The organism is Arsukibacterium perlucidum DSM 18276, from assembly GCF_000382165.1.
GTDB classification, from domain to species: Bacteria; Pseudomonadota; Gammaproteobacteria; order Enterobacterales; family Alteromonadaceae; genus Alishewanella; species Alishewanella perlucidum.
Genome location: NZ_KB907708.1, coordinates 38,826 through 64,317 on the forward strand (window position 1 = coordinate 38,826; position 25,492 = coordinate 64,317).

At 50.2% G+C, this 25,492-nt stretch carries 26 protein-coding genes; 4 read left to right on the plus strand and 22 right to left on the minus strand.

The features are described 5' to 3' along the window. Positions 1–40 precede the first annotated feature (40 nt). The 17 genes from hisS to trmJ all read right to left on the minus strand — a co-directional run bounded on the left by hisS (position 41) and on the right by trmJ (position 15,882). Positions 41–1,315 carry a histidine--tRNA ligase gene (gene hisS / locus H141_RS0107675; protein ID WP_026349309.1) on the minus strand — a complete coding sequence of 425 codons (1,275 nt, stop codon included), beginning with the start codon at positions 1,313–1,315 and terminating at the stop codon, positions 41–43. A gap of 76 nt (positions 1,316–1,391) precedes the next feature. Then, positions 1,392–2,504, minus strand: a complete 1,113-nt coding sequence (gene ispG, locus H141_RS0107680) for a flavodoxin-dependent (E)-4-hydroxy-3-methylbut-2-enyl-diphosphate synthase (RefSeq protein ID WP_019675671.1) — start codon at positions 2,502–2,504, stop codon at positions 1,392–1,394. A 2-nt stretch (positions 2,505–2,506) separates the two neighbouring features. Next, positions 2,507–3,406 carry a RodZ domain-containing protein gene (locus H141_RS0107685; RefSeq protein ID WP_019675672.1) on the minus strand — a complete coding sequence of 300 codons (900 nt, stop codon included), beginning with the start codon at positions 3,404–3,406 and terminating at the stop codon, positions 2,507–2,509. After that, the gene (gene pilW, locus H141_RS0107690; protein ID WP_026349311.1) at positions 3,403–5,445 is read right to left on the minus strand and encodes a type IV pilus biogenesis/stability protein PilW; all 2,043 of its coding nucleotides are present in this window, start codon (positions 5,443–5,445) and stop codon (positions 3,403–3,405) included. The genes H141_RS0107685 and pilW overlap by 4 nt, the downstream gene beginning before the upstream one ends. A 21-nt stretch (positions 5,446–5,466) precedes the next feature. Further along, positions 5,467–6,594, minus strand: coding sequence for a dual-specificity RNA methyltransferase RlmN (gene rlmN / locus H141_RS0107695; protein WP_019675674.1), 1,128 nt, complete (start codon positions 6,592–6,594; stop codon positions 5,467–5,469). 116 nt (positions 6,595–6,710) lie between these two features. Then, positions 6,711–7,142 (minus strand): nucleoside-diphosphate kinase, encoded by a 432-nt coding sequence (ndk, locus tag H141_RS0107700; protein ID WP_019675675.1) that lies wholly within the window; start codon positions 7,140–7,142, stop codon positions 6,711–6,713. Between the two features lie 145 nt (positions 7,143–7,287). Beyond that, on the minus strand, positions 7,288–7,695 hold the full coding sequence (locus H141_RS0107705) for a hypothetical protein (RefSeq protein ID WP_019675676.1): 408 nt from the start codon (positions 7,693–7,695) through the stop codon (positions 7,288–7,290). An 11-nt stretch (positions 7,696–7,706) separates the two neighbouring features. Further along, the gene (locus tag H141_RS0107710; RefSeq protein ID WP_019675677.1) at positions 7,707–8,837 is read right to left on the minus strand and encodes a porin; all 1,131 of its coding nucleotides are present in this window, start codon (positions 8,835–8,837) and stop codon (positions 7,707–7,709) included. 146 nt (positions 8,838–8,983) lie between these two features. Continuing rightward, positions 8,984–9,322: an ISC system 2Fe-2S type ferredoxin gene (fdx, locus tag H141_RS0107715; protein WP_019675678.1), complete on the minus strand. Its 339-nt coding sequence runs from the start codon at positions 9,320–9,322 to the stop codon at positions 8,984–8,986. Positions 9,323–9,324: 2 nt separating this feature from the next. Beyond that, positions 9,325–11,181: a Fe-S protein assembly chaperone HscA gene (hscA, locus tag H141_RS0107720; protein WP_019675679.1), complete on the minus strand. Its 1,857-nt coding sequence runs from the start codon at positions 11,179–11,181 to the stop codon at positions 9,325–9,327. An 8-nt stretch (positions 11,182–11,189) separates the two neighbouring features. Continuing rightward, positions 11,190–11,714, minus strand: a complete 525-nt coding sequence (gene hscB, locus H141_RS0107725) for a co-chaperone HscB (protein WP_019675680.1) — start codon at positions 11,712–11,714, stop codon at positions 11,190–11,192. 30 nt (positions 11,715–11,744) lie between these two features. Next, the gene (iscA, locus tag H141_RS0107730) at positions 11,745–12,068 is read right to left on the minus strand and encodes an iron-sulfur cluster assembly protein IscA (RefSeq protein ID WP_026349313.1); all 324 of its coding nucleotides are present in this window, start codon (positions 12,066–12,068) and stop codon (positions 11,745–11,747) included. A 6-nt stretch (positions 12,069–12,074) separates the two neighbouring features. Then, positions 12,075–12,458 carry a Fe-S cluster assembly scaffold IscU gene (gene iscU, locus H141_RS0107735; RefSeq protein WP_019675682.1) on the minus strand — a complete coding sequence of 128 codons (384 nt, stop codon included), beginning with the start codon at positions 12,456–12,458 and terminating at the stop codon, positions 12,075–12,077. Positions 12,459–12,488: 30 nt separating this feature from the next. Further along, entirely contained in the window at positions 12,489–13,703 is a 1,215-nt protein-coding gene (locus H141_RS0107740; RefSeq protein ID WP_019675683.1) for an IscS subfamily cysteine desulfurase, read from the minus strand. Between the two features lie 19 nt (positions 13,704–13,722). Further along, positions 13,723–14,205 (minus strand): Fe-S cluster assembly transcriptional regulator IscR, encoded by a 483-nt coding sequence (gene iscR / locus H141_RS0107745; RefSeq protein WP_019675684.1) that lies wholly within the window; start codon positions 14,203–14,205, stop codon positions 13,723–13,725. A 101-nt stretch (positions 14,206–14,306) separates the two neighbouring features. After that, complete coding sequence (gene cysE, locus H141_RS0107750) at positions 14,307–15,116, minus strand: serine O-acetyltransferase (RefSeq protein ID WP_019675685.1); 810 nt, start codon at positions 15,114–15,116, stop codon at positions 14,307–14,309. Between the two features lie 4 nt (positions 15,117–15,120). Continuing rightward, positions 15,121–15,882 carry a tRNA (cytosine(32)/uridine(32)-2'-O)-methyltransferase TrmJ gene (gene trmJ / locus H141_RS0107755; protein ID WP_019675686.1) on the minus strand — a complete coding sequence of 254 codons (762 nt, stop codon included), beginning with the start codon at positions 15,880–15,882 and terminating at the stop codon, positions 15,121–15,123. A gap of 181 nt (positions 15,883–16,063) precedes the next feature. Between trmJ and H141_RS0107760 the strand changes: the two genes are divergently transcribed. From H141_RS0107760 to H141_RS0107775, 4 genes are all read left to right on the plus strand, one after another. Then, positions 16,064–16,888, plus strand: coding sequence for a class I SAM-dependent methyltransferase (locus H141_RS0107760; protein ID WP_026349314.1), 825 nt, complete (start codon positions 16,064–16,066; stop codon positions 16,886–16,888). Positions 16,889–16,900: 12 nt separating this feature from the next. Further along, positions 16,901–18,196, plus strand: coding sequence for a phosphoribosylamine--glycine ligase (gene purD, locus H141_RS0107765; RefSeq protein ID WP_019675688.1), 1,296 nt, complete (start codon positions 16,901–16,903; stop codon positions 18,194–18,196). Between the two features lie 4 nt (positions 18,197–18,200). Continuing rightward, complete coding sequence (locus H141_RS0107770) at positions 18,201–19,982, plus strand: ExeM/NucH family extracellular endonuclease (RefSeq protein WP_019675689.1); 1,782 nt, start codon at positions 18,201–18,203, stop codon at positions 19,980–19,982. A gap of 139 nt (positions 19,983–20,121) precedes the next feature. Then, positions 20,122–21,018 carry a phosphoribulokinase gene (locus H141_RS0107775; protein ID WP_019675690.1) on the plus strand — a complete coding sequence of 299 codons (897 nt, stop codon included), beginning with the start codon at positions 20,122–20,124 and terminating at the stop codon, positions 21,016–21,018. A 57-nt stretch (positions 21,019–21,075) separates the two neighbouring features. On the opposite strand, the gene speD is transcribed toward H141_RS0107775, so the two are convergent. The 5 genes from speD to astA form a co-directional block, all read right to left on the minus strand. Further along, a complete protein-coding gene (gene speD / locus H141_RS0107780) occupies positions 21,076–21,882 on the minus strand; it encodes an adenosylmethionine decarboxylase (protein WP_019675691.1) in 807 nt (268 codons plus the stop codon). Positions 21,883–21,930: 48 nt separating this feature from the next. Then, the gene (locus H141_RS0107785; RefSeq protein WP_026349315.1) at positions 21,931–22,359 is read right to left on the minus strand and encodes an OsmC family protein; all 429 of its coding nucleotides are present in this window, start codon (positions 22,357–22,359) and stop codon (positions 21,931–21,933) included. A gap of 84 nt (positions 22,360–22,443) precedes the next feature. Continuing rightward, on the minus strand, positions 22,444–22,824 hold the full coding sequence (locus tag H141_RS0107790; protein ID WP_019675693.1) for a DUF3802 family protein: 381 nt from the start codon (positions 22,822–22,824) through the stop codon (positions 22,444–22,446). A 79-nt stretch (positions 22,825–22,903) separates the two neighbouring features. Further along, positions 22,904–24,373 (minus strand): succinylglutamate-semialdehyde dehydrogenase, encoded by a 1,470-nt coding sequence (gene astD, locus H141_RS0107795; RefSeq protein WP_019675694.1) that lies wholly within the window; start codon positions 24,371–24,373, stop codon positions 22,904–22,906. 13 nt (positions 24,374–24,386) lie between these two features. Next, complete coding sequence (astA, locus tag H141_RS0107800) at positions 24,387–25,406, minus strand: arginine N-succinyltransferase (RefSeq protein ID WP_019675695.1); 1,020 nt, start codon at positions 25,404–25,406, stop codon at positions 24,387–24,389. Positions 25,407–25,492 lie beyond the last annotated feature (86 nt).

Consider the following 25,492-nt stretch of genomic DNA (forward strand, 5'->3'; position numbering starts at 1 on the left):
TTTGCTGTCAGTACTGTTTATTGTTTGTTGATCTTTTTTACTAAAATGCGCCAGCCAGTAACTGCGGCAATGCTGTTAGCGCCAGAGTTTGTTGGGGCTTATCCTGACGCAGCCATTTCAGTGTTATCTCACCGCGTTCCAGCTCGTCTGCACCCAGAATTAACCCCAGTTCAGCACCCGACTTATCGGCCCGTTTCATTTGCTTTTTCAGGTTGCCGCCGCCGCAATGCAAGATAACACGTTTTGGCGCCAACTCGCTACGCAGCTGTTCGGCAATCGCAATGGCAGCAAGTTCCGCAGCTTCACCCATTGGCATAATATAAATATCGGCAACGGCTTCTGGCAGACTAACCAACTGCAAGGTTTGCAGTAACAATATCAGCCGTTCCATCCCCAGGGCAAAACCTACTGCAGGGGTGGGCTTACCGCCCAACTGTTCGACTAAACCATCGTAACGGCCGCCCGCACACACTGTGCCCTGAGAGCCCAGCTCGGTAGTCACCCACTCAAATACGGTTTTGTTATAGTAATCAAGGCCGCGTACCAGGGTCGGGTTTACCGTGTAGGTAATGCCCGCGGCATCGAGTCGCCGTTTTAACTGGCTGAAATGCTCCGCTGAATCCGCATCTAAATAATCGCTTAGCTGCGGCGCACCGGCTAATACCTCAGCCAATGCCGGATTTTTACTGTCCAGCACCCGCAACGGGTTGCTGTGCATCCGGCGCAGGCTGTCGTCGTCTAACTGTGACTTGTGCTGCTCCAGATAGGCCACCAGCGCATCGCGGTAAATTGCCCGGGCGTCATTTGATCCCAGCGAATTTAATTGCAGGCTGACATAAGGTGCCAGCCCCAGTTGCTGCCACAAATTAGCTGTCAGCATTATTACTTCAGCGTCAATATCGCTGCTTGCAATACCAAAAGCCTCCAGCCCGAACTGGTGAAACTGGCGGTAGCGCCCCTTTTGTGGCCGCTCATGCCGGAACATCGGCCCCATATACCACAACCGTTGTTCCTGGTTATATAACAGGCCATGCTCGTTGCCGGCCCGCACACAACAGGCGGTCCCTTCCGGGCGCAAGGTCAGGCTGTCACCATTGCGATCGGCAAAGGTGTACATTTCTTTCTCAACGATATCAGTTACTTCGCCGATAGAGCGTTTAAACAGCTCGGTCATTTCAACGATAGGAAAGCGGATCTCGCTGTAACCGAAGCGGGCCACTGTACTGCGTAATACCTGCTCAAGATGCTGCCATAGTGGCGTATCCTGCGGCAGGCAATCGTTCATACCGCGTATTGCCTGAATATTTTTTGCCAAAGCTAAATTCTCACTACCATGCTAAAAAGCGGGCGATTATAAGAGGTATCGTTGCTATCACCAAACCGCAGCCGCGTTAATCCAGTTGTTTTATGCCAATCAGCTGCTCACGTGCGACCAGGTACTGCCGCACCTGCTGCTCAAGCTGTTCAGCGATGTTGTTATTGTCCAGCCGCAGTTTCTGCCGCTGGCCATTTAAATAAAAACCACTTTTGCGGTTAGCACCGGCTACCCCTAAATCAGAAATAAGGGCCTCACCCGGGCCATTCACCACACAACCAATCACCGAAACCGTTAATGGCTCGACAATATCTTCCAGCCGTTGCTCCAGTTCATTCATGGTTTTAATGACATCGAATTCCTGGCGTGAACAGCTGGGACAGGCGATAAAATTAATGCCGCGCTGGCGAATTCGCAGCGATTTAAGAATATCAAACGCCACTTTGACTTCTTCTACCGGGTCGGCAGCCAGTGAAATACGCAAGGTATCGCCAATACCCTCTGCCAGCAGCATACCCAAACCTATAGCCGATTTGACGGCGCCAGCGCGGGCGCCTCCGGCTTCGGTAATGCCTAAATGCAGTGGTTGCTTAATTTGTTTAGCCAGCAATCGATAAGCCCCTACCGCCAGAAACACATCTGAGGCTTTAACACTGACTTTAAACTGATCGAAATTCAACCGGTCCAGAATATCAACATGGCGCATCGCCGATTCCACCAGCGCTTCCGGAGTTGGCTCGGTATACTTTTCCTGAATATCAGCCTCTAATGAGCCACCGTTCACCCCAATCCGGATCGGAATGTTATGATCACGGGCGCAATCAACCACGGCCCGGATCCGGTCTTCCCGGCCAATATTGCCCGGATTAATCCGCAGGCAATCAGCACCATATTCAGCCACTTTTAACGCGATACGGTAATCAAAATGAATATCGGCCACCAATGGAATTGTTGCTTGCTGTTTAATCAGCTTAAAGGCTTCAGCCGCTTCCATGGTGGGTACTGATACCCTGACTAAATCAGCACCGGCATCAGCAATAGCCTGGATCTGGGCCAGGGTGGCAGCAACATCAGTAGTGCGGGTGTTAGTCATTGACTGCACCGCAATTGGCGCATCACCACCAATGGCAACAGTACCTACATGAATTTGGGTACTCAGGCGTCGGATAATAGGATTGTCAGCAAACATGATTAATCGGGTTCCGCCAGGGTAAATTTAGCCACTCTGCCAGCTGGCAGCGATGACATGTCAAAAGGTTGATTATTCAGAGTAACCCGCACCACGCTGGGGTTACCCAGGGTTACCACAAAAGGGGCTTTACCGCTCACTGTCATTCGGTAACCCGTTTCTTTGGTACCATAAGCAATGCGGTTGCCATCGGCATCCAGCACATCAATCCAGCAATTATCGCTGAACTCCATGGTGATCACATCTGGTTGAGACAGCATGGATGCTTCAGTTGCAACCGGGCTGGCCAACTCAGGCAGTGGTTCAGCCGCGACAAAAGCAGATGCGCTGCCCGGTTCAGGTTCAGCTGAAGCACGGCTAATGTCTGGCTCGCTGTCAGTGGTCGCGGCAGTTGCACTACCCTCTGCCAGATTGCTGTTATCAGCCGCCACGCTTGCCGAAAGCTCTTGCTGCTCTGCTGCGCTGTCAGCACTGGGGCTGGCAGTTTGCCACCACCATACCACCAGCATCAGCACCAAAATAAACCCTATAGCATAGGTTAACCACATAAAGCGGTTTTCAGTGGCCTGCAGCTCAGCCCGATTTGAAAAAGTCCGCATTGGCTTCGCCTGGTCGGAACTGCCAGTGCTTTGCTGCTCGAACGCAGTAAGCACCAGCTGCTCAGAAAGTTTAACCAGCCGGGCATAAGCCCGCAGATAGCCCCGGACAAAAGTCACCAGCATCGAGCTGTCCAGCTGATCTGCTTCAATCTGCTTTACCAGATTAACCCGCAAATTTAATTGCAGCGCCACGTCAGCCACACTAAGTTTGCGTTGCTCTCTGGCCTGACGCAATAACTGACCCGCGGTCAGTGCAGTTGGCTCTGTTGCTTCTGATAGCTCAGTTGGTTCTGTTGTATTCATGGTTCAATACGGGCCGGGTCGATAACCAAAACCTGCTGGCCAACCTGCAACTTACTTTGCTCAGTTAAGTTATTCCAGGCCATAAAACGTTCCAGCCGGATATTATAGCGATAAGAAATGCCAAACATGGTTTCGCCTGCAGCAACCTGATGATAGGGCTCGGTTGCATCAAGCGGCTCACTGAATTCAGGCAGCCGGGCCACGGTTTGTTGTTGCTGCAACTGGTCCTGGTCAACTTTAGCTAACCAGATCCGCTGGCCGGTTTTAATAACAGATTCCGGGCTCAGCTGGTTCCACTCCATCAGCCGGGCCAGCCTGATATTATGTGCCACCGAAATAGCATACAGTGACTCACCTTCCTGCACCTCGTGAAACTTTACTGGCTCTTGGTCAGCATCCTGAGTTTGCATCTGCTCGTCCGCTGGCGTGGCAGTAATCAGCGGTTTGCTATGTTGTTGTGCTGTTGCCGCTTGCTCTGGCTGCGTTTGCGATTGAGCGGCAGACTGGCTTAGCGCGCTACCTTCGGCTGAGTTTTCAGTTGCAGTAGCGCTTTCAAAAGATTCGACCGGCACGGTTGCCGGGGTTGCAGCTGGTTCAGTTAATATGGTTTCATCCGGCAGGCTCGCAGGCGGCGTCGCTGCTAAAATAAGCTGACTGACCTGTTCCTGCTCAGCCTGTTGCTCGGCGGCTTGTTGCTGTGCCAATTGGGCTGCCTGCTGCTCTGCTAATTGCCTGGCTGCCAGTGCATCGGCCGCAGCTTTTTGCTCGGCGGCCTGTTGCTCTGCCAGCAGGCGGGCGTCATCAGCTGCTTGCTTATCTGCCAACTGCTGCTCTGCTAACTGTCTGGCAGCCAGTGCTTCGGCAGCAGCCTGTTGTTCTGCAGCTTGTTGCTCAGCCAGCAAGCGGGCGCTATCAGCTGCAGCTTGTTGCTCTGCCTCTTGTCTTGTGGCCAGAGCCTGCGCTGCATTGTCTTCTGTTGGTAACTGGCTGGTTACCAGGGCACCGGCAATTGCCTGACTACTTACTGAACTGGCCGCCGTAGCTGCGTTTGTTGTTACTTGCGCGGCCTCTGACAACCTTTCCTTTGCAGGGTCGGCTTCTGTAACTGCCGGCTGTGCAGTCTTCCGCCTGACGACTCTTAATCTGGGATTCGCAACCGGCCCGCTTGGTACCACCTCTGTGACGGCAGCGTCTGGCAGTACAATATTGGCCATCAGACTTAATTTATATTGCTCGCGTAATTGTTCAAATTCACTTTCCAGCAAACGTTGCTGCAGCAGTAACCTGGCTTCGGGGGTATCAATGTACAGGGTCAGTAAAAGTTGCTCAGCATGTTTCATGGTGCTGACATCGCCTTGCTTTTCTGCTACCAGATAATTAAGCAAGGTACTGCGTGCCGATACCCGGCCTAAGCGCTGGATCCGCTGCAATGAGGTTTTCGCGCCGACGTTATCACCCATCGCATAATTCAGGGCCGCCAGATTGATTAATGAGCTGATGCGTGTGCCATTGTGAGACACTGAAGATTCGAGAAAGGTTTTTGCTTTGCTAAAGCCTTGCTGATCGAGCTGACACAACGCCAGATTTTCATAGCTTTCCGCTACCCGGATATAACCCGGCCGTGAAATAGCCTTTAATAACAGCTCCTCTGCTTCATCATACTTACCAACCTGACATAAAAACGCACCATAGTTGTTATAGGCATCCGCATTATTGCTGTCTTTATCTAGTGCTTGCTTATAGGCTTCTTCGGCCTGCACCTGCTCACCGACGCTCTGATAATAAAACGCCAGGGCGTTATAAACTTCAGGCAAATCTGGCGCAAAGGCTTTAGCCCGTTCTAAGTTAAATTTCGCCTGAGTGGTGTCGCCACGGCGCAAATAATTTAAGCCCAGAGAAATTCGGGTGCGGGCAGCTTCACTGTTATCAAGATTACGTGTACCAACCTGGCGGTCAGAGCCAACATAGCTACTTTCTGAGACGCACGCAGTCAGGGTTAACGACATACAGAGTGCGAAGCCTACCGAAAATTTCTGCATTACCACTTGTCATCCCTTGGGTTACAGCAGCGTTTTAACCAGAATAGGCTGGCCTTTCTGCTGCTTCTTTATCAGTCTCTTGGTTCGATCAATCACATCGCCTACCAACTGGCCGCAGGCGGCGTCGATATCATCACCACGGGTTTTCCGTACCATAACAGTAAAACCGTGTTGTTGTAACACCTTGTTAAAACGGTCAATCCGCGAATTACTCGACCTTTTATAAGGTGAGCCCGGATACGGATTAAAGGGGATAAGATTAATCTTTGCAGGCGTATCTTGCAATGCCTGCGCTAACTCATGCGCCTGTTCCATGCTGTCGTTGATGCCATCAAGCATAACATACTCTACTGTGACCTTATCATTAGCCTTAGAGTTCTCAACATAACGACGCGAAGCCGCTAAAAACTGCTCCATCGGATATTTTTTATTAACCGGCACCAGTTCATCACGCAACGCATTATTTGGTGCATGTAATGAAATGGCTAACGCCACATCAATCCGCTCGCGTAACAGGTCGAGCGCCGGTACCACGCCAGACGTACTTAAGGTAACCCGGCGTTTAGACAGACCAAAGCCGTAGTCTTCCAGCATCAGTTCCATCGCTGGCACCACGTTATTCAGATTTAACAGGGGTTCGCCCATGCCCATCATCACCACATTAGTCACCGGCTTTTCGCCGGTATCACCGTAACTGCCAATAATCTGGGCAACCCGCCATACCTGACCGATAATTTCACTGACACTGAGGTTACGATTAAAGCCCTGCTGGGCAGTAGAACAAAAAGTGCAGTCCAGCGCACAACCTACCTGCGACGATACGCAAAGGGTGCGCCGGTCTTTTTCCGGGATCCAGACGGTTTCCACTTCCTGACCACCGGCAAGGCCCATCACAAACTTAATGGTACCATCCGTACTGTCCTGGCGGGTTACAACAACTGGCGCAGCGATAACTGCCAGGGTTTTTAACTTATCGCGCAATGTTTTATTGATATTGGTCATTTTGTCGAAGTCATCAACGCAGAAATGGTAAATCCATTTCATCACCTGATCGGCCCGAAACGGCTTTTCACCCAATGACACAAAAAATTCTTGCATTTGAGCACGGGTAAAATCTAACAAATTTACCTGGTTTACCGGCTTGTTCATACCCTGATGACTCCTGCTGACACTTATCAATAACTCACTGTTACTAATTAATTCTGACTCTTACTAAGGCAGAAAAGGGGCTGACGCCCCTTTCCTTCAGCTAACTCTTATTCGAATTAACGGGTACGGCTGCAAAGCTCAGCTTCAGTGAAGAAATACGCGATTTCACGAGCAGCAGATGCTGCTGCATCAGAGCCGTGTACAGCGTTCTCATCAATGCTGTCAGCATAGTCTGCACGTAAAGTACCGGCTAAGGCATCTTTCGGGTTAGTAGCACCCATAATTTCACGGTTTTTCCTTACTGCATCTTCGCCCTCTAATACCTGAACCATAACCGGGCCAGATGTCATAAAGCTCACCAGTGCTTTGAAGAAAGGACGCTCTTTGTGCTCGCCATAGAAACCTTCAGCTTGTTCCTGACTTAAGTGTAGCATTTTAGACGCAACAATCCGCAGGCCGGCAGATTCGAAACGGTGGTAAATAGCACCGATCAGGTTCTTCGCTACTGCGTCAGGTTTAATGATTGAAAAAGTACGTTCTAAGGCCATGTCAGGCTCCTGTAATTAAAGGATTAAAATTTTAAGGCGGCAAATTATACGCTAGTTGTAAAAAAAAACCTATTTTTGCTGACAAAAAAGCCGCAACACTACGTTGCGGCTTTTTATAACACTTTCTATTTCCTTACAGCTGACGCTAGAAGGTTGCGACCACTTTTACGCTACCGTCCACACTACTACTACTGATATAACCAATCGCCATAGTATCAGCGGCAACGGCAGCTTTAACCGCAGCATCATCGGCCAGCTCTTTTGGTGGTGTACCTTTACCAGTAAACACCAACTTTGACCAGTAAGCTTTTAACTGAGCAGATGAACGGTTTAACACTTTATTGTCAAACTGATCTCTTGCAGCCTGGCCCTCTGCCATATTCAATGGTGTGGCTTTACTGCCATCGGCGAAGCTGGTCGCACGGCCTAAAAATAACCGGTTCAGATCGTCTGCTGATACTGGATTGGCATTGGCCGGATTAACCACAACAGATATCTCGGCTTGCACACTGAAACTGAGTGCCATAACCAAAATTGCAATAATAGATTTCATCTCGTTTCTCCTTAAAATACCAGGTCAACACCGGCAACTAATAAGCCGACCGTATCATCAGTTAGCTTATTTTTTTGCGATGTATACTGCAGCTTAAAGGCCGCTGACGGGTGAAAATCATATCGCAAACCGATGTTAAGTGTATCAGCCTCCACTTGCTGGCTTTGTACAGTAGCAACAGTACCAAAATATAACGGCGCTAGCGGCGTCGCTGCCAAGTTCTGGAACGGCTGATAAATCTCTGGTTTAGCATCATGACGTTGCCACTCATACGAGATATAAGGCGTAACACTGCCTAAACGATAAGCAACTGATACAAAGTAATTATCGCGATTAGCAAAAAAAGTGTTCTCAACTTCTGTGCGGTTAAACTCGGCCACGATGACTAAATTTTCACGATCGATGCCGCCGCCGATGCCAATAAAAGTACCCTTATCTTTATCAAAACTGATTTCACTAGCCAGTGCTGACAAGCCATTGCCGTTTAAACCGGCCAACAAATTGTTTACAGATTCGTTAGCAAAAGTCAGTGTTGCATCAGCGGTGTAGTAAGCTACACGGAAGTTATACCAGTCCCGACTGAGCTCCCAGCTGGCACCGTAAAACCCTTCAAGCTTACCATCGCCCAAACCTGTGGTACCGTTGTAACCGCCTATCATTGCCATGATTGTCGAGTCAAAACCGCCAATTATGCCAGTGCGATACAGCGATACACCTTCAATATTATCGAAACCCAAACCGTAAACACTGCGCGGCACCCGCGACCAGTCATAAGCATAACCCACATCCATATATTCTGAATATTTGTAAAATGGCGCACGTAATCGGCCGGCATTAATAGTGGTATTGTCGTTTAAATGATAAGACAAAAACGCCCATTCGAAACCAATATCAAAGTCTTCGTTGCCGCGGCCCATCATTTGCGCGGTAACTGATAATTTTTCACCCAGATCAGACCGCACCTGCAAAGCCATCAGACTTTCATTCTTAAAATCCAGATTATCGGTATAGCCATATAATTCCTCATCGCTGCCCATAGTCATACCGGCTTTAATTGACGCAAAGCCATTAATAGTTATATCTGCGAATGCCGGAGTGGCTAGCCCGGCTATCGCCAGTGCTATTAGAGATTTTTTTATCATAATTACCCCATACGTTATCGATGTCTCACTGATCCTAGCTCAATCGCTGTAATTCTCCAGTTAATATTTGTTATTTATTATTCAAGATCAGTTGTTTGCCCACAAAAAAACGGCCACCAGGGCCGTTTTTTTGTGTTGCAGGCTAATTAATGGCCTTCACTAACCATATTTACCGTGTATTTCGGTATTTCTACCACCAAATCTTCATCGGCAATCCTGGCCTGACAACCCAGCCGTGACTCCGGTTCCAGCCCCCAGGCTTTATCCAGCATATCGTCTTCCAATTCATCACTTTCGTTAAGTGAGAAAAATCCCTCGCGCACGATAACATGGCAGGTGGTACAGGCGCAGGATTTCTCGCAGGCGTGCTCAATAGCAATGCCGTTTTTCAATGCCACATCCAGCACGGTATCACCTATGTTAGCATCAAGTGCTGCGCCTTGCGGACACAATTCAGCATGGGGTAAAAATACTATTTTTGGCATGGTTAAACCTCGTCGACTTTATGGCCCTGCAAGGCCTGCCGGATTGATTTATCCATACGCCGGGCAGCAAAGTCATCTGTTAAAGTATTAGTGTGTTCGATGGCCGCTTTAATCGCCGCCGTGTCTTCTTGTTGTCGCACGTCGGCCAGGGTTGCCAGTGCTGTGTTAATTTCTGTCAACTCCTGCTCACTCAGCAGCGCTCCATCATGCTGCAAGGCAGCAGTAACGGCTTCCAGCACCCGGTCAGCTTCAACCTGCTGCTCACGTAATAAACGCCGCTGCATATCCTGGCGGGCGTGTTGCATTGAGCCACTGATCATACCGGCTACCTGCTCGTCAGTTAAACCATAGGATGGTTTAACCTGAATCCCGGCAGCAACACCGGTTGACTTTTCTTCGGCACTGACACTGAGCAAGCCATCGGCATCGACCTGAAAAGTCACCTTAATATGAGCCCCACCGGCCGGCATTGGCGGAATACCGCGCAGTTCAAAACGGGCCAGCGAACGGCAGTCTTCCACCAACTCGCGTTCGCCTTGCAGCACATGAATAGCCATTGCAGTCTGGCCATCTTTAAAGGTGGTAAATTCCTGAGCGCGAGCCACCGGAATCACGGTATTACGCGGAATGACTTTTTCGGTCAGACCGCCCATGGTCTCAAGGCCCAGCGACAACGGAATCACATCCAACAGCAAAGTTTCGTGCTCGGCTTTGTTACCCACCAGCACATTAGCCTGAATCGCCGCACCCAGCGCGACCACTTTATCCGGGTCAATCGACGTTAACGGTTCGGTAGCAAAAAACTGACCGACCTGACTGCGCACTAACGGCACCCGGGTAGAGCCCCCCACCATCACCACTTTCGCCACTTCGTCCGGTGTTAAATCGGCATCGCGTAATACCTGGCGGCAGCTACGAATGGTTTTCTTAACCAGGGCGCCGCACAGCTGTTCAAACTCAGCACGGCTCAGGCTGCCTGAAAGCTTCTGCTCATCAGCGTTAAAAGCATAGTCGGCCGTATCATTGTCGGTTAACTGCTCTTTCAGCTTACGGGCAGCAGTTAAATACTGACGCCGACCTGTATGGCTTAACTGTTGCTGGCCACTTTGCTGCTGTAACCAGCCAACAATAGCCTGATCGAAATCGTCACCGCCCAGCGCAGAATCACCACCGGTGGCCAATACTTCAAACACACCGCGCTTTAAGCGTAAAATAGAAATATCAAAGGTACCGCCGCCTAAATCGTAAACGGCAATCACCCCTTCCTGGCCGGAGTCGAGGCCATAAGCCAAGGCAGCTGCTGTGGGCTCGTTTAGTAAGCGCAGTACATTTAAACCCGCCAGCTTGGCGGCATCTTTAGTGGCCTGACGCTGGGCGTCATCGAAATAAGCGGGCACTGTAATCACTACACCATTTAACTCGCCACCCAGCACCTGACTGGCCGTATCGGCCAGGGTAGCCAAAATTTCAGCTGACACTTCGACCGGGTTTTTCACCCCTTCGCGGGTGGCCACCGCAGCCAGGCCACCTTGATCGACTAACTGATAAGGCAATACCCCGGCAAGCGGCTGGGTTTCAGCATAGCCTTTACCCATCAACCGTTTAATAGAAAAGATGGTATTGCTGGCATCAGCTGCTGCTGCAGCAACAGCTTGCTGTCCTACCTCGGTTTTATCCGGGCCGTAACGCACCACCGACGGGATCATGTCAACACCAGCAGCGTTATGCAGGGTACTGGCCTGGCCGCTGCGCACAGCGGCTACCAGTGAATTAGTAGTACCTAAATCGATACCTGCTGCCAGTTTATGTTGGTGGGGCGCAGCACTCTGGCCGGGCTCTGCAATCTGTAATAACGCCATAGCTTAGTTTAGTCTTGTAATTGCTGTTCAATTAACTCCAGCTCGTGCTGTAGTTTAAAGAAAAATTTGAGTTTACGCACCAGTTCCGCGGCCTGCTGGTTTTGCTCAGCCGTATTGGCTTCGAGTGCTGCTGCCAGTTGCCTTAACAACAGCTTGCGTTGTTGCTGTAATTGTTGCTCCACGGCCATAATGGCGTCTTCCGGGTCATCACTTGTGCTGATCTCTTCCAGCTGTTCCCGCAATTCCATTTGCGCCATCAAGAACACCGGATCGGTGAAACTACGTTGCTCATGGCTTATTTTCAGACCACGCAGCGCCAGTAAATGCTCTGCCCGCAACAGTGGTTGTTTCAGGCTGTGGTAAGCATCGTTAATATTGGCGGTTTGTTGCACCGACATTAAGCGGTCACGATTAGAGGCGGCCGCATAATTGTCAGGATGAAATTTGCGCTGTAATGCCAGATAACGAGAACCGAGTTCAGTTAAATCCAGCTCAAAGGTTGCCGGCAAATCAAACAACTGAAAATAATTCATCTAATATCGGCCTTACAGCAGTCGGAAAAATTAAACGGTAAAGCTTTCGCCGCAACCACATTCGCCGTTAACGTTGGGGTTCTTAAACTGAAAACCTTCGTTCAGGCCTTCTTTAACAAAATCCAGCTGAGTGCCATCGATGTATACCAGGCTTTTACCGTCGACAATCAATTTCAAGCCATACTCTTCAAATACCTGGTCATCGGCGTTCAGCTCATCGACAAACTCCAGCACATAGGCCAGGCCGGAACAACCGGTGGTTTTAACGCCAACCCGTAAGCCCAGGCCCTTGCCGCGATTTTGCAGAAAGTTACGCACTCTTTCAGCTGCCGCTGTGGTCATCGATATTGCCATACCGCCTTAACCTCCGCGCTTTTGCTTATAATCGGCAATGGCCGCTTTAATTGCATCTTCTGCCAGAATAGAACAGTGGATCTTCACCGGTGGCAGCGCCAGCTCATGGGCGATGTCAGTATTTTTAATTTGCTGAGCTTCGTCCAGGCTTTTGCCTTTAACCCACTCGGTTACCAGCGAGCTGGAAGCGATGGCACTGCCACAACCATAGGTTTTAAACTTGGCATCTTCAATAATACCCTGTTCGTTAACCTTGATTTGCAGTTTCATCACGTCACCACATGCCGGCGCCCCTACCATACCGGTAGCGATGCTTGGGTCATCTTTTGCGAAAGAACCCACGTTGCGTGGATTTTCATAATGATCGATTACTTTATTGCTGTAAGCCATGATCTGTTACCTCGTTGGGCCCGGTTGCGCTTAATGCGCTACCCAAGCTACAGTGTTTAAATCAATACCGTCTTTGAACATGTCCCATAACGGCGACATTTCGCGTAATTTATCAATCGCCTGATGAACAATTTTAATAGTGTGATCAATTTGCTCTTCAGTGGTAAAACGGCCGATACTAAACCGGATGGAACTGTGAGCCAGTTCGTCAGTTAAGCCCAGGGCCCGTAATACGTAGGACGGCTCTAAGCTGGCTGAAGTACAGGCCGAACCTGATGATACGGCAATATCTTTCAGTGCCATAATCAATGACTCGCCTTCAACAAAATTAAAGCTGATATTGGTAATACCCGGTACCCGTGGCGCGCTGCCACCATTTAAGTACACCTGTTCAATATCTTTAATGCCATCCCACAAACGATCACGCAGTGCGGTGATCCGCTCCCGCTCGGCCGCCATTTCTTCTTTAGCTAAACGGAAAGCTTCACCCATCGCCGCGATTTGATGTGGAGCCAGAGTGCCTGAACGCATACCGCGCTCATGGCCACCACCGTGGGTTTGCGCTTCTAAGCGAATGCGCGGTTTACGCCGCACATATAATGCGCCAATGCCCTTTGGGCCATATGTTTTGTGGCCGGAAAACGACATTAAGTCGACTTTCAGGCTTTGCAGGTCGATATCTACTTTACCAGTGGCCTGGGCGGCATCAACATGAAATACAATACCTTTACTGCGACACAGCTCACCGATAGCAGCAATATCCTGAATAACACCAATTTCGTTATTAACGAACATAAGGCTGACCACAGTAGTGTCAGGCCGCATAGCCGCTTCCAGTTTAGCCAAATCAACCAGGCCATTGCTTTCCACGTCCAGGTAAGTAACTTCAAAACCTTCACGCTCCAGCTGGCGCATAGTATCGAGCACCGCTTTATGTTCGGTTTTAGCGGTAATTAAATGCTTGCCCTTTTTCTTATAAAACTGGGCTGCGCCTTTAATCGCCAGATTGTTTGATTCTGTCGCACCAGAGGTAAACACAATTTCCCTTGGATCGGCATTAACCAGCTCAGCTATCTGGCTGCGGGCAACTTCTACTGACTCCTCTGCCTGCCAGCCGAAGCGGTGCGAGCGGGACGCCGGGTTACCAAACTCACCATCCATCGTCAGGTATTGCATCATTTTTTCGGCCACACGCGGGTCAACCGGGGTGGTTGCCGCATAATCCAGATAAATAGGTAGCTTCATTGTTGGCTCCGTAATGCGTTTACAACTGGCAACTAACTTTGATGTCAGTTGCAGGATTCTTTACATTGCGACTGTTTTGCCGCTGTGCAATGGTTTGCACATCTTGCTGGCTAACTAGCGCAGCCAGACTGATATTGGTTAAAAAGTCTTCTATCCGATGGCTTAAATCATGCCATAGGGTGTGAGTTAAACACTTAGCGCCACTCTGGCAATCTGATTTACCCTGACAGCGCGTGGCATCCACTGACTCGTCAACTGCGGCAATGACCGCTGAAATAGAAATGGCTTCTGGTGCCAGCCCCAGCCGGTATCCACCACCTGGCCCGCGCACGCTGCTGACTAAACCTTGTTTACGCAAGCGGGCGAATAATTGTTCAAGATAAGATAGCGAAATACCCTGGCGCTCAGAAATATCGGCCAGCGGTACCGGACCCTGCTCTGCGTGCAGTGCCACATCCAACATAGCAGTTACAGCATAGCGACCTTTCGAGGTTAATCTCATAACACGCTCCCAGAAATCATGCTGGCTATTGTACAATCCTGACTGTTTTAGTCAAGTATATATCCTAGCAAACTGGTCAGGTATTATTCGCTCAGCAAGATTTAAATGCCTGGATCAAAGGCATCTACTTCTTTACGTCGTTGTTCAGCGGCTTGCTGCTCGGCCCGTTTAAAATCTTCTTCCGGTAAATCCAGCTCCGGCATTTCAGCACAGACATTGCCACCAAGATTGTTAACACTGCTGCATAACTCAGCGACTTTATTATCGAGCAGATGAATGTGATCGAGCAAGGTACCAATAGCGCTGGCTACAGGATCGGGATTTTCAGCCGACACGGCATAGGCATCAAACCCAAATTTTTTTGCCAGATGCTGCCGCTGCTCGCTGACTTCTGCCGCCACCTTGGCGACAATCCGGCCAGGAATGCCGACCACTGTAGCGCCGGCCGGTACATCACGCACCACCACGGCATTCGATCCAATCCGGGCGTTCTCACCTACTTGCAGCGGCCCTAATACTTTGGCGCCGGCACCAATTACCACACCATCACCAAGGGTAGGGTGACGTTTACCGGGGTTCCAGCTGGTGCCACCTAAGGTAACACCATGGTATAAGGTGCAGTCATCACCAATTTCGGCTGTCTCGCCAATAACCACGCCCATACCGTGGTCAATAAAAAAACGGCGGCCGATTTTAGCACCCGGGTGGATCTCCACTCCGGTTAACCAGCGGGCAATGGTACTTAAAAAGCGGGCCAGCCATTTAAAATTCGCCCGCCAGAGTTTGTGGTTAAGCCGGTGCCACCAGATAGCATGTAGCCCCGGATAATTTGTAAGTACCTCAAAAGTACTGCGTGCGGCCGGATCCCGGTCAAATACGCTTTTTATATCTTCTCTGATACCCGCAAACATCGCCTTACTCCTTGTGAGTATTGCTATCAACTTTTTCCAGCCGCTGCATCGAGGTTAGAATGCCGCGTAAAATATTGTATTCAGCCTCTTCCGGTCTGGCCCGGTTAAACAGCCGTTTTAATTTGGTCATCACCACGCCTGGATGCTGCTTTATAATAAAACCGGTATGCAGCAGTGCGGTTTCCAGATGCTGATAAAGATTTTCCATCTGAGCAGAACTTGGGTAGGTCACCTGTTCTGTTGTAACCGCTGCTGGTTGCGCCGTAAGATAAGCCATCCGCAATTCATAGCAGACAATTTGGACAGCCATCGCCAGATTCAGCGAGCTGTATTCAGGGTTAGCGGCAATACAGACATGATAATTGCACAGTTGCAATTCTTCATTGCTCAGGCCACTGGATTCACGGCCAAACACTACCGCGACCGGCTTGTTGCTTTGGGCTATGGCCAATTCGGCGCATTCACGCGGCTCCAGCATGGGCCAGCTAAGGGTGCGGGAACGGGCACTGCTGCCAACTACCAGGGCACAATCAGCCACCGCTTCTGCCAACGTATCAAAGGTGGTAGCTGCAGCCAGAATTTCGCTGGCGCCAGCGGCCAGTGCATAGGCCTGACCATCCGGTGCGGATTTTGGTGCGACCAGACATAGCTGGGATAAGCCCATGGTCTTCATGGCACGGGCCACCGAGCCAATGTTGCCGGTATGAGTGGTGCCAACCAATACCACTTTAATATTGTCTAAGGCAGACAACATATTATTGTCCATAGAGGAACACCTGATAACGCGAGTTAAAAAGGCAGGCATTCTAGCATAGGCCTGGCAAATTGTTGATTGAAATTTAGCAGTCTGGCCATCTAAATGCAGCTGATGCCAACTGTCGATAAACACTGCAATTCACAGTCTGCTTTGCTAAACTAGCGCCAATTTCAACAAAGAGAGACTGAAGATGAAAACACTTAGCAAAGTTATAACGTTATCAGCAATACTCTTGGCACTGCCAGTACTAGCAGACAGCAACACTGAAGCCCTGCAGCAAGCCGCAGATCATCATAGCCGCAGCGAACAGAACAAAAGCCGGGACCAATACCGTAATCCTGTCCAAACCTTGCAGTTTTTCGAAGTCACCCCCCATAGCACAGTGGTGGAAATATCTCCTGGTGGTGGCTGGTACACTGAAATCCTGGCGCCGTTGTTGGCGGCTCATGGCACCTATTACGCAGCCCACTTCCCGGCAGGTAGCAGCTCAGATTATTACAATAGAAGCCTGGCATCATTTAAAGCAAAGCTGGCAGCTGACCCAATATACAGCCGGGTAAACTTAACCGAATTTGCACCAGATAACAGCGGCGCTATTGCGCCGGCAGGCACTGCCGATGTCGTACTGACGTTCAGAAACCTGCACAACTGGTATGGCCGGGGTGGTGACGAAGGCATGGTGGCAATTTTCAAAGACTTCTATAAAGCACTAAAACCCGGTGGCGTGCTGGGCGTGGTAGAGCACCGCTTACCGGCTGCAAAAGCTGACGGCGACTGGAGTAAAACTGGCTATTTTCCTGAGCAGCTAACCATCACCCTGGCAGAGCAGGCTGGCTTTGTGCTGGACGAAAGCAGCGACATTAACGCCAATCCGAAAGACACTGCCGACCACCCGAGCGGTGTCTGGACTCTGCCACCGTCACTGCGGTTGGGCGAGCAAGATAAAGCTAAATATCAGGCGATTGGTGAAAGCGATCGTATGACCTTAAAATTTCGTAAACCTGAAGCACAATAAACGGAAAACCCGATGAAAGTATTGGTAATTGGCGGCGGCGGCCGCGAACATGCCCTGGCCTGGAAGGCAGCGCAGTCTCCTTTGGTCAGCCAGGTATTTGTGGCGCCCGGTAATGCCGGCACGGCCCGTGAAGCGACCCTGCAAAATGTAGCTATCGCTGCGGACGATGTGCCGGCATTGCTGGCCTTTGCCACAGAGCACGATATCGGACTAACGATAGTTGGCCCGGAAGCACCACTGGCCAAAGGTGTAGTAGATGTATTTCGCCAGCAGGGCCTAGCTATCTTCGGCCCTACGCAGGCGGCAGCGCAGTTAGAGAGCTCCAAAGCTTTTGCCAAGGACTTTCTGGCTCGCCATCAGATCCCGACCGCCGCTTACCAGAATTTTACCGAGATTGCCCCGGCCAAAGCTTTTGTAAAACAACTGGGCACACCTATTGTGATTAAAGCGGACGGCCTGGCAGCAGGCAAAGGGGTCATTATTGCGCAAAGCGAAGCAGAAGCCTTTGCTGCCATTGACGATATGCTGGCCGGCAACAAATTTGGTGATGCCGGCAGCCGGGTGGTGATTGAAGAATTTCTGCACGGTGAAGAGGCATCTTTTATCGTAATGGTAGATGGTGAACACGCGCTGGCGTTTGCCTCGTCACAGGATCATAAAGCCCGCGACAACGGTGACAAAGGGCCGAATACCGGTGGCATGGGGGCCTATTCACCTGCGCCGGTGGTAACACCTGCCGTGCACGACTGGGTGATGCAACAGGTTATTTACCCGACGGTGCGTGGTATGGCAGCAGAGGGCAATGTATTTACCGGCTTTTTATATGCCGGCCTGATGATTTCGCCGGATGGTTCAGCCAAGGTCCTGGAGTTTAACTGCCGCTTCGGCGATCCGGAAACCCAGCCGATTATGCTGCGATTAAAATCAGACTTGGTAGCACTTTGTCAGGCGGCGGTAAACGGCAAGCTGGACCAGGTGAGTATTGATTTCAGCGAACAGGCTGCCGTTGGAGTAGTGCTGGCAGCCGGCGGTTACCCGGACAGCTATGCTAAGGGCGCCGAAATTAAAGGTTTAGATGGTATCGATAACGCCAGTGCCAAAGTATTTCATGCCGGCACTGAGTTTAAAGACGGGAAAGTCGTGACCAATGGCGGGCGGGTACTTTGCGCCACAGCGCTCGGTGCCAACGTTAGTGCCGCGCAGCAAGCCGCCTATCAGCTGGCCAGCCACATTAGCTGGGACGGTATGTTCTATCGCAGCGACATCGGTTATCGTGCCGTTGCCCGAGAGCATAAACAACAAGGCTAAATTCATGCGCTTCATAACGTTAATGCCGCTTTTAGCGGCACTGTTAAGCCTGACGGCTTGCAGCCAACCACAATCGCTTCATTGTGACAGCGCCTTTCAGGCAATTTCTGTTATTCAGGGCAAGACAGAACAAAGCCCGTTGTTAGGCCAGCAAGTGATAACCCGGGGAGTGGTGATAAGCGAAATCTATGCTGACTCGCCCTTGCCAGGGCTGATGCTGCAAAGTCTGACGGCGGATGATACCCCGCTGACCTCAGAAGGCTTATTTATTCAGCTAAATGATGGCAACCAGTATCAACAGGGTGATGTACTGCTGTTACAAGGCACTGTAGCCGAAATTAATGACCTGACGTCGCTGGTTGATATTAGTCAGATCGTGCGCTGCGACACTGATATTGACCCTAAACCCACAGCTGTTTCACTGCCACTTAGCTCTCAGCTGAGCTTTGAAGCACTTGAGGGAATGTGGCTTAGCTTCTCACAGGATTTAATTGTTAATGACAGCTATCAGCTTGGACGGTATGGCGAGCTTATACTGGCCGACCAGCGTTTAATTGTACCAACTGAAATTAAGCTACCAGGTGAAGAGGCTAACCAGTATGCAAAACAACAACTAAGACAAATGTTGGTGCTGGACGACGGGCGCTGGCAGCAGAATCCTGATCCGGCGCCTTACCCGCCGAGTGGTTTAACAGCCAATAACACTATCAGGTTGGGTGATACGGTGCGAGGTGTCAGTGGCGTCCTGTTCCAGGATGAGCGCGGTTACCGGCTTATCCCTACCGGAACTCCGGAATTTATTAATACTAATCCCCGCCCTGTCGCGCCGGTTGCCAAGCAACCAGAGGAGTTGCGGATAGCGGTGTTTAATGTCCTGAATTTTTTTACCGGCCATGGCCAGGCTGAGCCTTTCCCAACCCGCCGTGGCGCTCGGACGCCGACAGATTTAGCCCGTCAGCAGGCAAAGCTGGTCAGCGCGTTGGCGGCGATGGATGCGGACATTATCGGTTTACTGGAACTGGAAAATAATGGCTACGGTAACGGCAGTGCCATGGCAACGCTGGTTGCGGCATTAAACGAAGAAGTCAGCACCCCCTATACCCTGGTTAAAACTGCAGAGACTCCGGGCACTGATGCTATTAAAGTAGGCTTAATATACCGGCAATCAGCGGTCAGCGAAACCGGCACAGCTGCTACCCAGACGGCTGAGCCTTTTACCAGGCTGAACCGGGCGCCGGTGGCTCAGAGCTTTAAACATCTGGCCAGCGGCAAAGATGTTACCGTAGCGGTTAATCATTTTAAATCGAAAGGCAGCTGCCCGCGGGACGATAGCCTGCAGTTACAGGCAGATCAGCACGACGGTCAGGCTTGCTGGAATGCGGCCCGGGTTGAAGCCAGCCATGCCTTATCAGCATGGTTAGCGACAGCGCCCACCGGGGTTACCACCCCTTACCAGCTGGTTGTCGGCGATTTAAATGCCTACCGGATGGAAGATCCGGTACGGGCACTGGAACAGGCAGGTTGGACTTATTTGCATGATGAGCAGAATCCGGGGTTTTCATATGCGTTTCGTGGCCGCAGTGGTTCATTAGACCACGCGCTGGCCCGCCCACAACTGGCGAAATATCTGCGCACGCTGGAACACTGGTCAATTAACGCCGATGAGCCCGTGCTGCTGGATTACAGCAGCCGCTATAAATCAGCAGAGGCACAGCAACGCCTGTATGGCCCAACACCCTACCGTTCGTCAGATCATGACCCGGTAATTATCACGTTTAGCTTTTAAACCCTTCAGGCTGGGTGCGGTCAGCATTGCAATGCTGATCGCAGTTCCGCTTCACTGCAACAGATGACAGCCAGATAACAGTTGCAGCATGCCGCGTTGTTGCTTTATGGTATCTGCAGTTAATTTACTGGCGTAGTCTATGTCTCATAAAAATCCGATTATTGCGATCACCGGTTCGTCAGGCGCTGGCACTACCACCACCACGATCGCTTTTCAGCATATATTCCGCACCCTGGGTATTGATGCCGCCTTTGTCGAAGGTGATTGTTTTCATCGCTTCAGCCGGCCGGAAATGGACCTGGCCGTACGCAAAGCCAAGGAAGAAGGCCGCTATATCAGTTATTTCGGCGCAGAGGCAAACGACTTTGGCGCGCTGGAAACCTTTTTTGCCAGTTATGCTGAAACCGGCACCGGTCGCATTCGCCACTATCTGCATACCTTTGATGAAGCCGTACCCTATAATCAGTTGCCCGGCACTTTTACCCCGTGGCAGGATTTACGCGCTAATACCGATTTACTGTTTTATGAGGGCTTACACGGTGGTGCAGTAACCGAGCAGCACAATGTGGCGCAGCATGTCGATTTACTGATTGGCATGGTGCCGATAGTTAACCTGGAGTGGATCCAGAAAATTATTCGCGACACCTCAGAGCGGGGCCATAGCCGTGAGGCGGTACAGGCCAGTATCGTCCGCAGTATGGACGACTACATTAACCACATTACGCCGCAGTTTTCCCGTACTCATATTAATTTTCAGCGGGTGCCAACCGTCGATACCTCTAACCCGTTCAGTGCCAAAGATATTCCATCACTGGATGAGAGCTTTGTGGTGATCCGCTTTCGCGGCATTAAACATGTCGATTTTCCGTATTACCTGCGGATGATCCATGGCTCATTTATGTCGCGGGTTAATACTTTGGTGGTGCCGGGTGGCAAGATGGGGCTGGCAATGGAGCTGATTTTAACGCCACTGATTGAGGCGATAATGCAAAAGCGGCGTCAGGCTCGTGGTCAGGCAGACTGGTTAGGCAAGTAACCTGTTTGTGCTAACCGCCGGCTGACGCCGCCGTTATTGTTTGCTTATGTTTTGAGGTTATTTCATCTCAGGTAAATTACGACCGTAAAAAATTTCCCTGATTTCTTTAAATACCTTTTTACTGATCGCTTTCTGCTCATCTGCCGTCATGCTATCGGTACCCATGCCAAACAGATAGTTGTTCAAATCAGCCTCTTTTAACATCATCTTGGTGTGAAACAGGTTTTCCTGATAAACGTTAACGTCGATCATCTGGAAAGCTTGCTTGGTATCAACATCCATAAAATTCTGAATAGAACTGATTGGGTGGTCAATATAATGCTTGGTACCACTGATATCGCGGGTAAAACCACGCACCCGGTAGTCAATGGTTACCACGTCTGATTCAAAACTATGGATCAGAAAGTTCAGTGCTTTCAAAGGTGAAATGATGCCACAGGTCGACACTTCAATGTCGGCCCTGAAGGTACAGATACCATCGTGCGGATGCACTTCCGGATAGGTATGAACACAGATGTGACTTTTATCCAAATGCGCTACGACCGCTTCTGGTAACGGCCCCGGATTTTCTGAATTATCAGGATTAACCAGCACCGGTTCTTCGCTTACCAGAATCGTTACGCTGGCACCTTGCGGATCGTAGTCCTGACGGGCAATATTCAGCACATTGGCACCAATAATATCAACCACTTCAGTTAAAATATCGGTTAACCGGTCGGCATTATACTGCTCATCAATATATTCGATATATTCCTGCCGGTGCTGTTCAGTCTTGGCATAACAAATATCGTATAAGCTAAAGCTTAAACTTTTGGTCAGGTTGTTAAACCCATGCAGTTTCAGTTTTTCAAAAGGCTTTACCAATTTCTGCGTTCTCCACTACAGCACTTGCTGTATTGTTTAGCTAAGCAATTACTCAGACGCGGCGGCCTGGTTTGCATTGTTAACACTATAGGAATGGCTTACAGCAACACTGCTGGCCAGCATAATAGACACCGAGCAATATTTATCAGCAGATAAATCGACTGCCCGCGCGACTTGTTTTTCGCTGAGATCATGGCCAGAAACCACAAAGTGCAGGTGAATTTTGGTAAATACCCTGGGAATGCTGTCGGCTCGTTCGGCAGTCAGTTCAACTTCGCAACCCAGCACCTGCTGGCGGGCTTTTTGCAAAATACTCACCACATCTACTGACGAACAGGCGCCAGCAGACATCAGCACCATTTCCATTGGGCTTGGCGCCGTGCTGTCTTGGCTGTTTGCATCAAACACCACTGCATGACCGCTGGCAGAACGGCCTATAAAACTCAGGTTATCAACCCAGCTGACTTTTGCTTGCATATCCGGATCCGGCATGAAATTTCAGGCTCAACATTCTACGGAAAACCGGGGCGGGTAGCCAGCATTAATCCAGCTGTAAGGGCGCTAATCCATTAACCTGGCGATGGCGTTGTCAAACAGGTTTTTGATTAACAATGCAATTTCGTTAATCAGTTCAGCCTGCTCAGCAGTCGCATTTTTTTCAAGTACGCTGCTTAACACTTCCTGAAAATCGTACATGATGCCGTCAACTTCACGGATTATCATGCTTCGGTGGTTCATTTCCAGCTCAGTATGCTGGGTACAGAGGGTAATAATTTGTTCGGCAATTCGTTCTTCCAGAATCACCCCGACAGTCTTACTGCTGGACAGCGCGGTACCCTCCTCGGTAAACAGGGAGAGATGCTCAGTTAAAAACTGAATGAGATGCTCGTAGCCGGGTTGATCAGTCACCATAATTGCAGGATTACCTGAATTGCTTGCCATTAAAAACCATTACAATAGCGTAATTTAAGCAAAATGTCGGCAATAAAACAAATCGGGGCCGCAGCCCCGATTCTTCAGATTAAAATGTCAGGCCAGGTGACAGTTGCTCAGGCATGGTAACCTGGTCTAATTCTACTGATGCCACCGGGTATGCGCAGTAATCTGCGGCGTAATAAGCACTGGCACGGTGATTACCGCTGCCGCCAATACCTCCGAATGGTGCTGCTGAACTGGCACCGGTTATTGGCCGGTTCCAATTGACGATACCCGCTCTGATCCGCCGGTAAAAATGCTGATAAAGCTCCTGACTATCACTTAGCAAACCTGCTGATAAGCCAAAACTGGTATTATTAGCCGCATCAATAGCCGCATCGAAATCATTAAAGCGGAATACTTTTAGCAGTGGGCCGAAATGCTCTTCGTCCGGGAAGTTTTTGACGTTGCTGCATTCAATAATACCCGGGGATACCAGTGCAGTATCGCTTTGCAGATGCTGTAACTCAACCAGTACTTCGCCACCTAACTCAATCAGCTGTTGCTGAGCAGCACGCATGCCTTTGGCGGCAGCTACTGAAATCATCGCGCCGATAAAAGGCTGTGGTTCTGCATCATACAGGCCGGTTTTAATATTACGGGTAACCTCAATTAAGCGGGCCAGAATAGCGTCGCCCTGAACATTGGCCGGTAAAAACAGCTTACGGGCACAGGTACAGCGCTGGCCAGCAGAAATAAAGGCTGATTGCACGATATCATGTACCGTGGCATCAACATTGCTGACATCCTGCACAAGCAGTGGGTTATTACCGCCCATTTCCAAGGCCAGAATTTTCTCCGGCCGGCCAGCAAATTGTTGGTGTAAATAGTGGCCGGTGCGTGAACTGCCAGTGAAAAACAGGCCGTCGATACCATCATGGCTTGCTATCGCCTTGCCGGTATCAACTTCGCCCTGTAATAAGTTTAGTACGCCTGCCGGCAAACCCGCTTTCTGCCATAGTTTAACCGTGTGCTCGGCAACCATTGGGGTTAACTCGGACGGTTTAAACACTACGGTATTGCCTGCTAATAAAGCCGGTACAATATGGCCATTAGGCAGATGGCCCGGGAAATTATATGGGCCAAACACCGCCACCACGCCATGTGGTTTATGCCGGACAAAAGCCCGGCCTTGCGGCATTGGATTTTCTTTGGTACCTGTGCGCTCTTCGTATGCCCGCACCGAAATATCAACCTTTCCAATCATAGCAGCCACTTCAGTGCGGCTTTCCCACAGTGCTTTACCGGTATCTCTGGCAATACACAGCGCCAGCTCTTCTTTATTTGCAGCCAGTTGCTCAGCAAACTGCTTCACAACGGCTACTCTGCCTTCAAAACTTAAATCGCCCCAGCTATACTGGGCGGCGCGGGCAGCATTAATCGCTGCGTCTACCTGTTCAGCACTCGCGGCTTCGCCTTGCCAAACCTGTTGATTTTTGGCCGGGTCAAGCGATGTAAATGGCTTACCCTCTCCTGCCAGCCATTGGCCATTAATAAATTGCACTGCGTGGCTCATGTCTTACCCCTGCTTAAATTCTGGTTAATCTGACTTGCTCACCGGCTTTTACTCCCAAAGCATCGGCGCAGGCCTGCGGCAGTACAACCTGGTCGCTTTGCTCAGATACAGTAAGCGGTAACCAGGTAGCACGGAAATTTTCAATAGTAGTGTTACAGATTAGATAGGGCTGGCTATCCGGCCCTGGTGTGCCAATCTGCACCTGTAGCTTGCGACTATACCGAATTGAACGGATATGCTCCACCCTGGCCTCAACTGTTGGTCCGGCGTCAAAAATATCTACATAGCCTCGGTTGGAGAAACCTTCCGACTGCAACAACGCCAGGGCGGGGCGGGTTTTATCATGTACTTTACCAATAACCTGCTGCGCTTCTTTGCTTAGCAGGCTGACATAAATCGGATATTTTGGCATCAGCTCGGCAATAAACACTTTCTGGCCGATACCGGTCAGGTAGTCTGCAGTTGGGAAATCGACTGAAAAGAAATGCTCCTGCAGCCAACGCCAGAACGGTGAATGACCGTTCTGATCCGATACGCCACGCATTTCCGCAATCACTCTGTCAGCAAAGCGCTCGGCAAATTCAGCCATGAACAAAAAGCGGGCTTTTGATAACAAGCGACCGTTGTTTTTTTCACGCCGGTTTTCGCGCAGAAATAAGGTGCATAGTTCACTGACGCCGGTGTAATCGTTACACAGGGTCAGAATATCAACCGTTTTGTATACGCCAAGCGACCGGGAACTATGGACTACCTTACCCAGATGATAGTGATAAAAAGCATCATCCAGGCCAACTGCGGCTTCCAGCGCACTGGTACCACAGACATCACCATTGCTGGTATCTTCCAGTACAAATAAATAGCCTTCATCACCAGGGCTGCTGACAGCTTTTTGTAATGACTGCTCTGAACGGCTGATTTTACGCATCAGCAGCTCATCATTTACCGGCAGCGAGGTAAAACCATGCCCCGATTCCACTGCCATCTGATAGAGCGCCGGGTAATCATCCGCTCGGATTGGGCGAATCACCATCATCGTCGCTTACTCCATTTTTGCTTTATAACCTTACGGGGCAAACTACTTTACCCCGCTATGCTTCATAAACGGTCTTAATGCCGCTT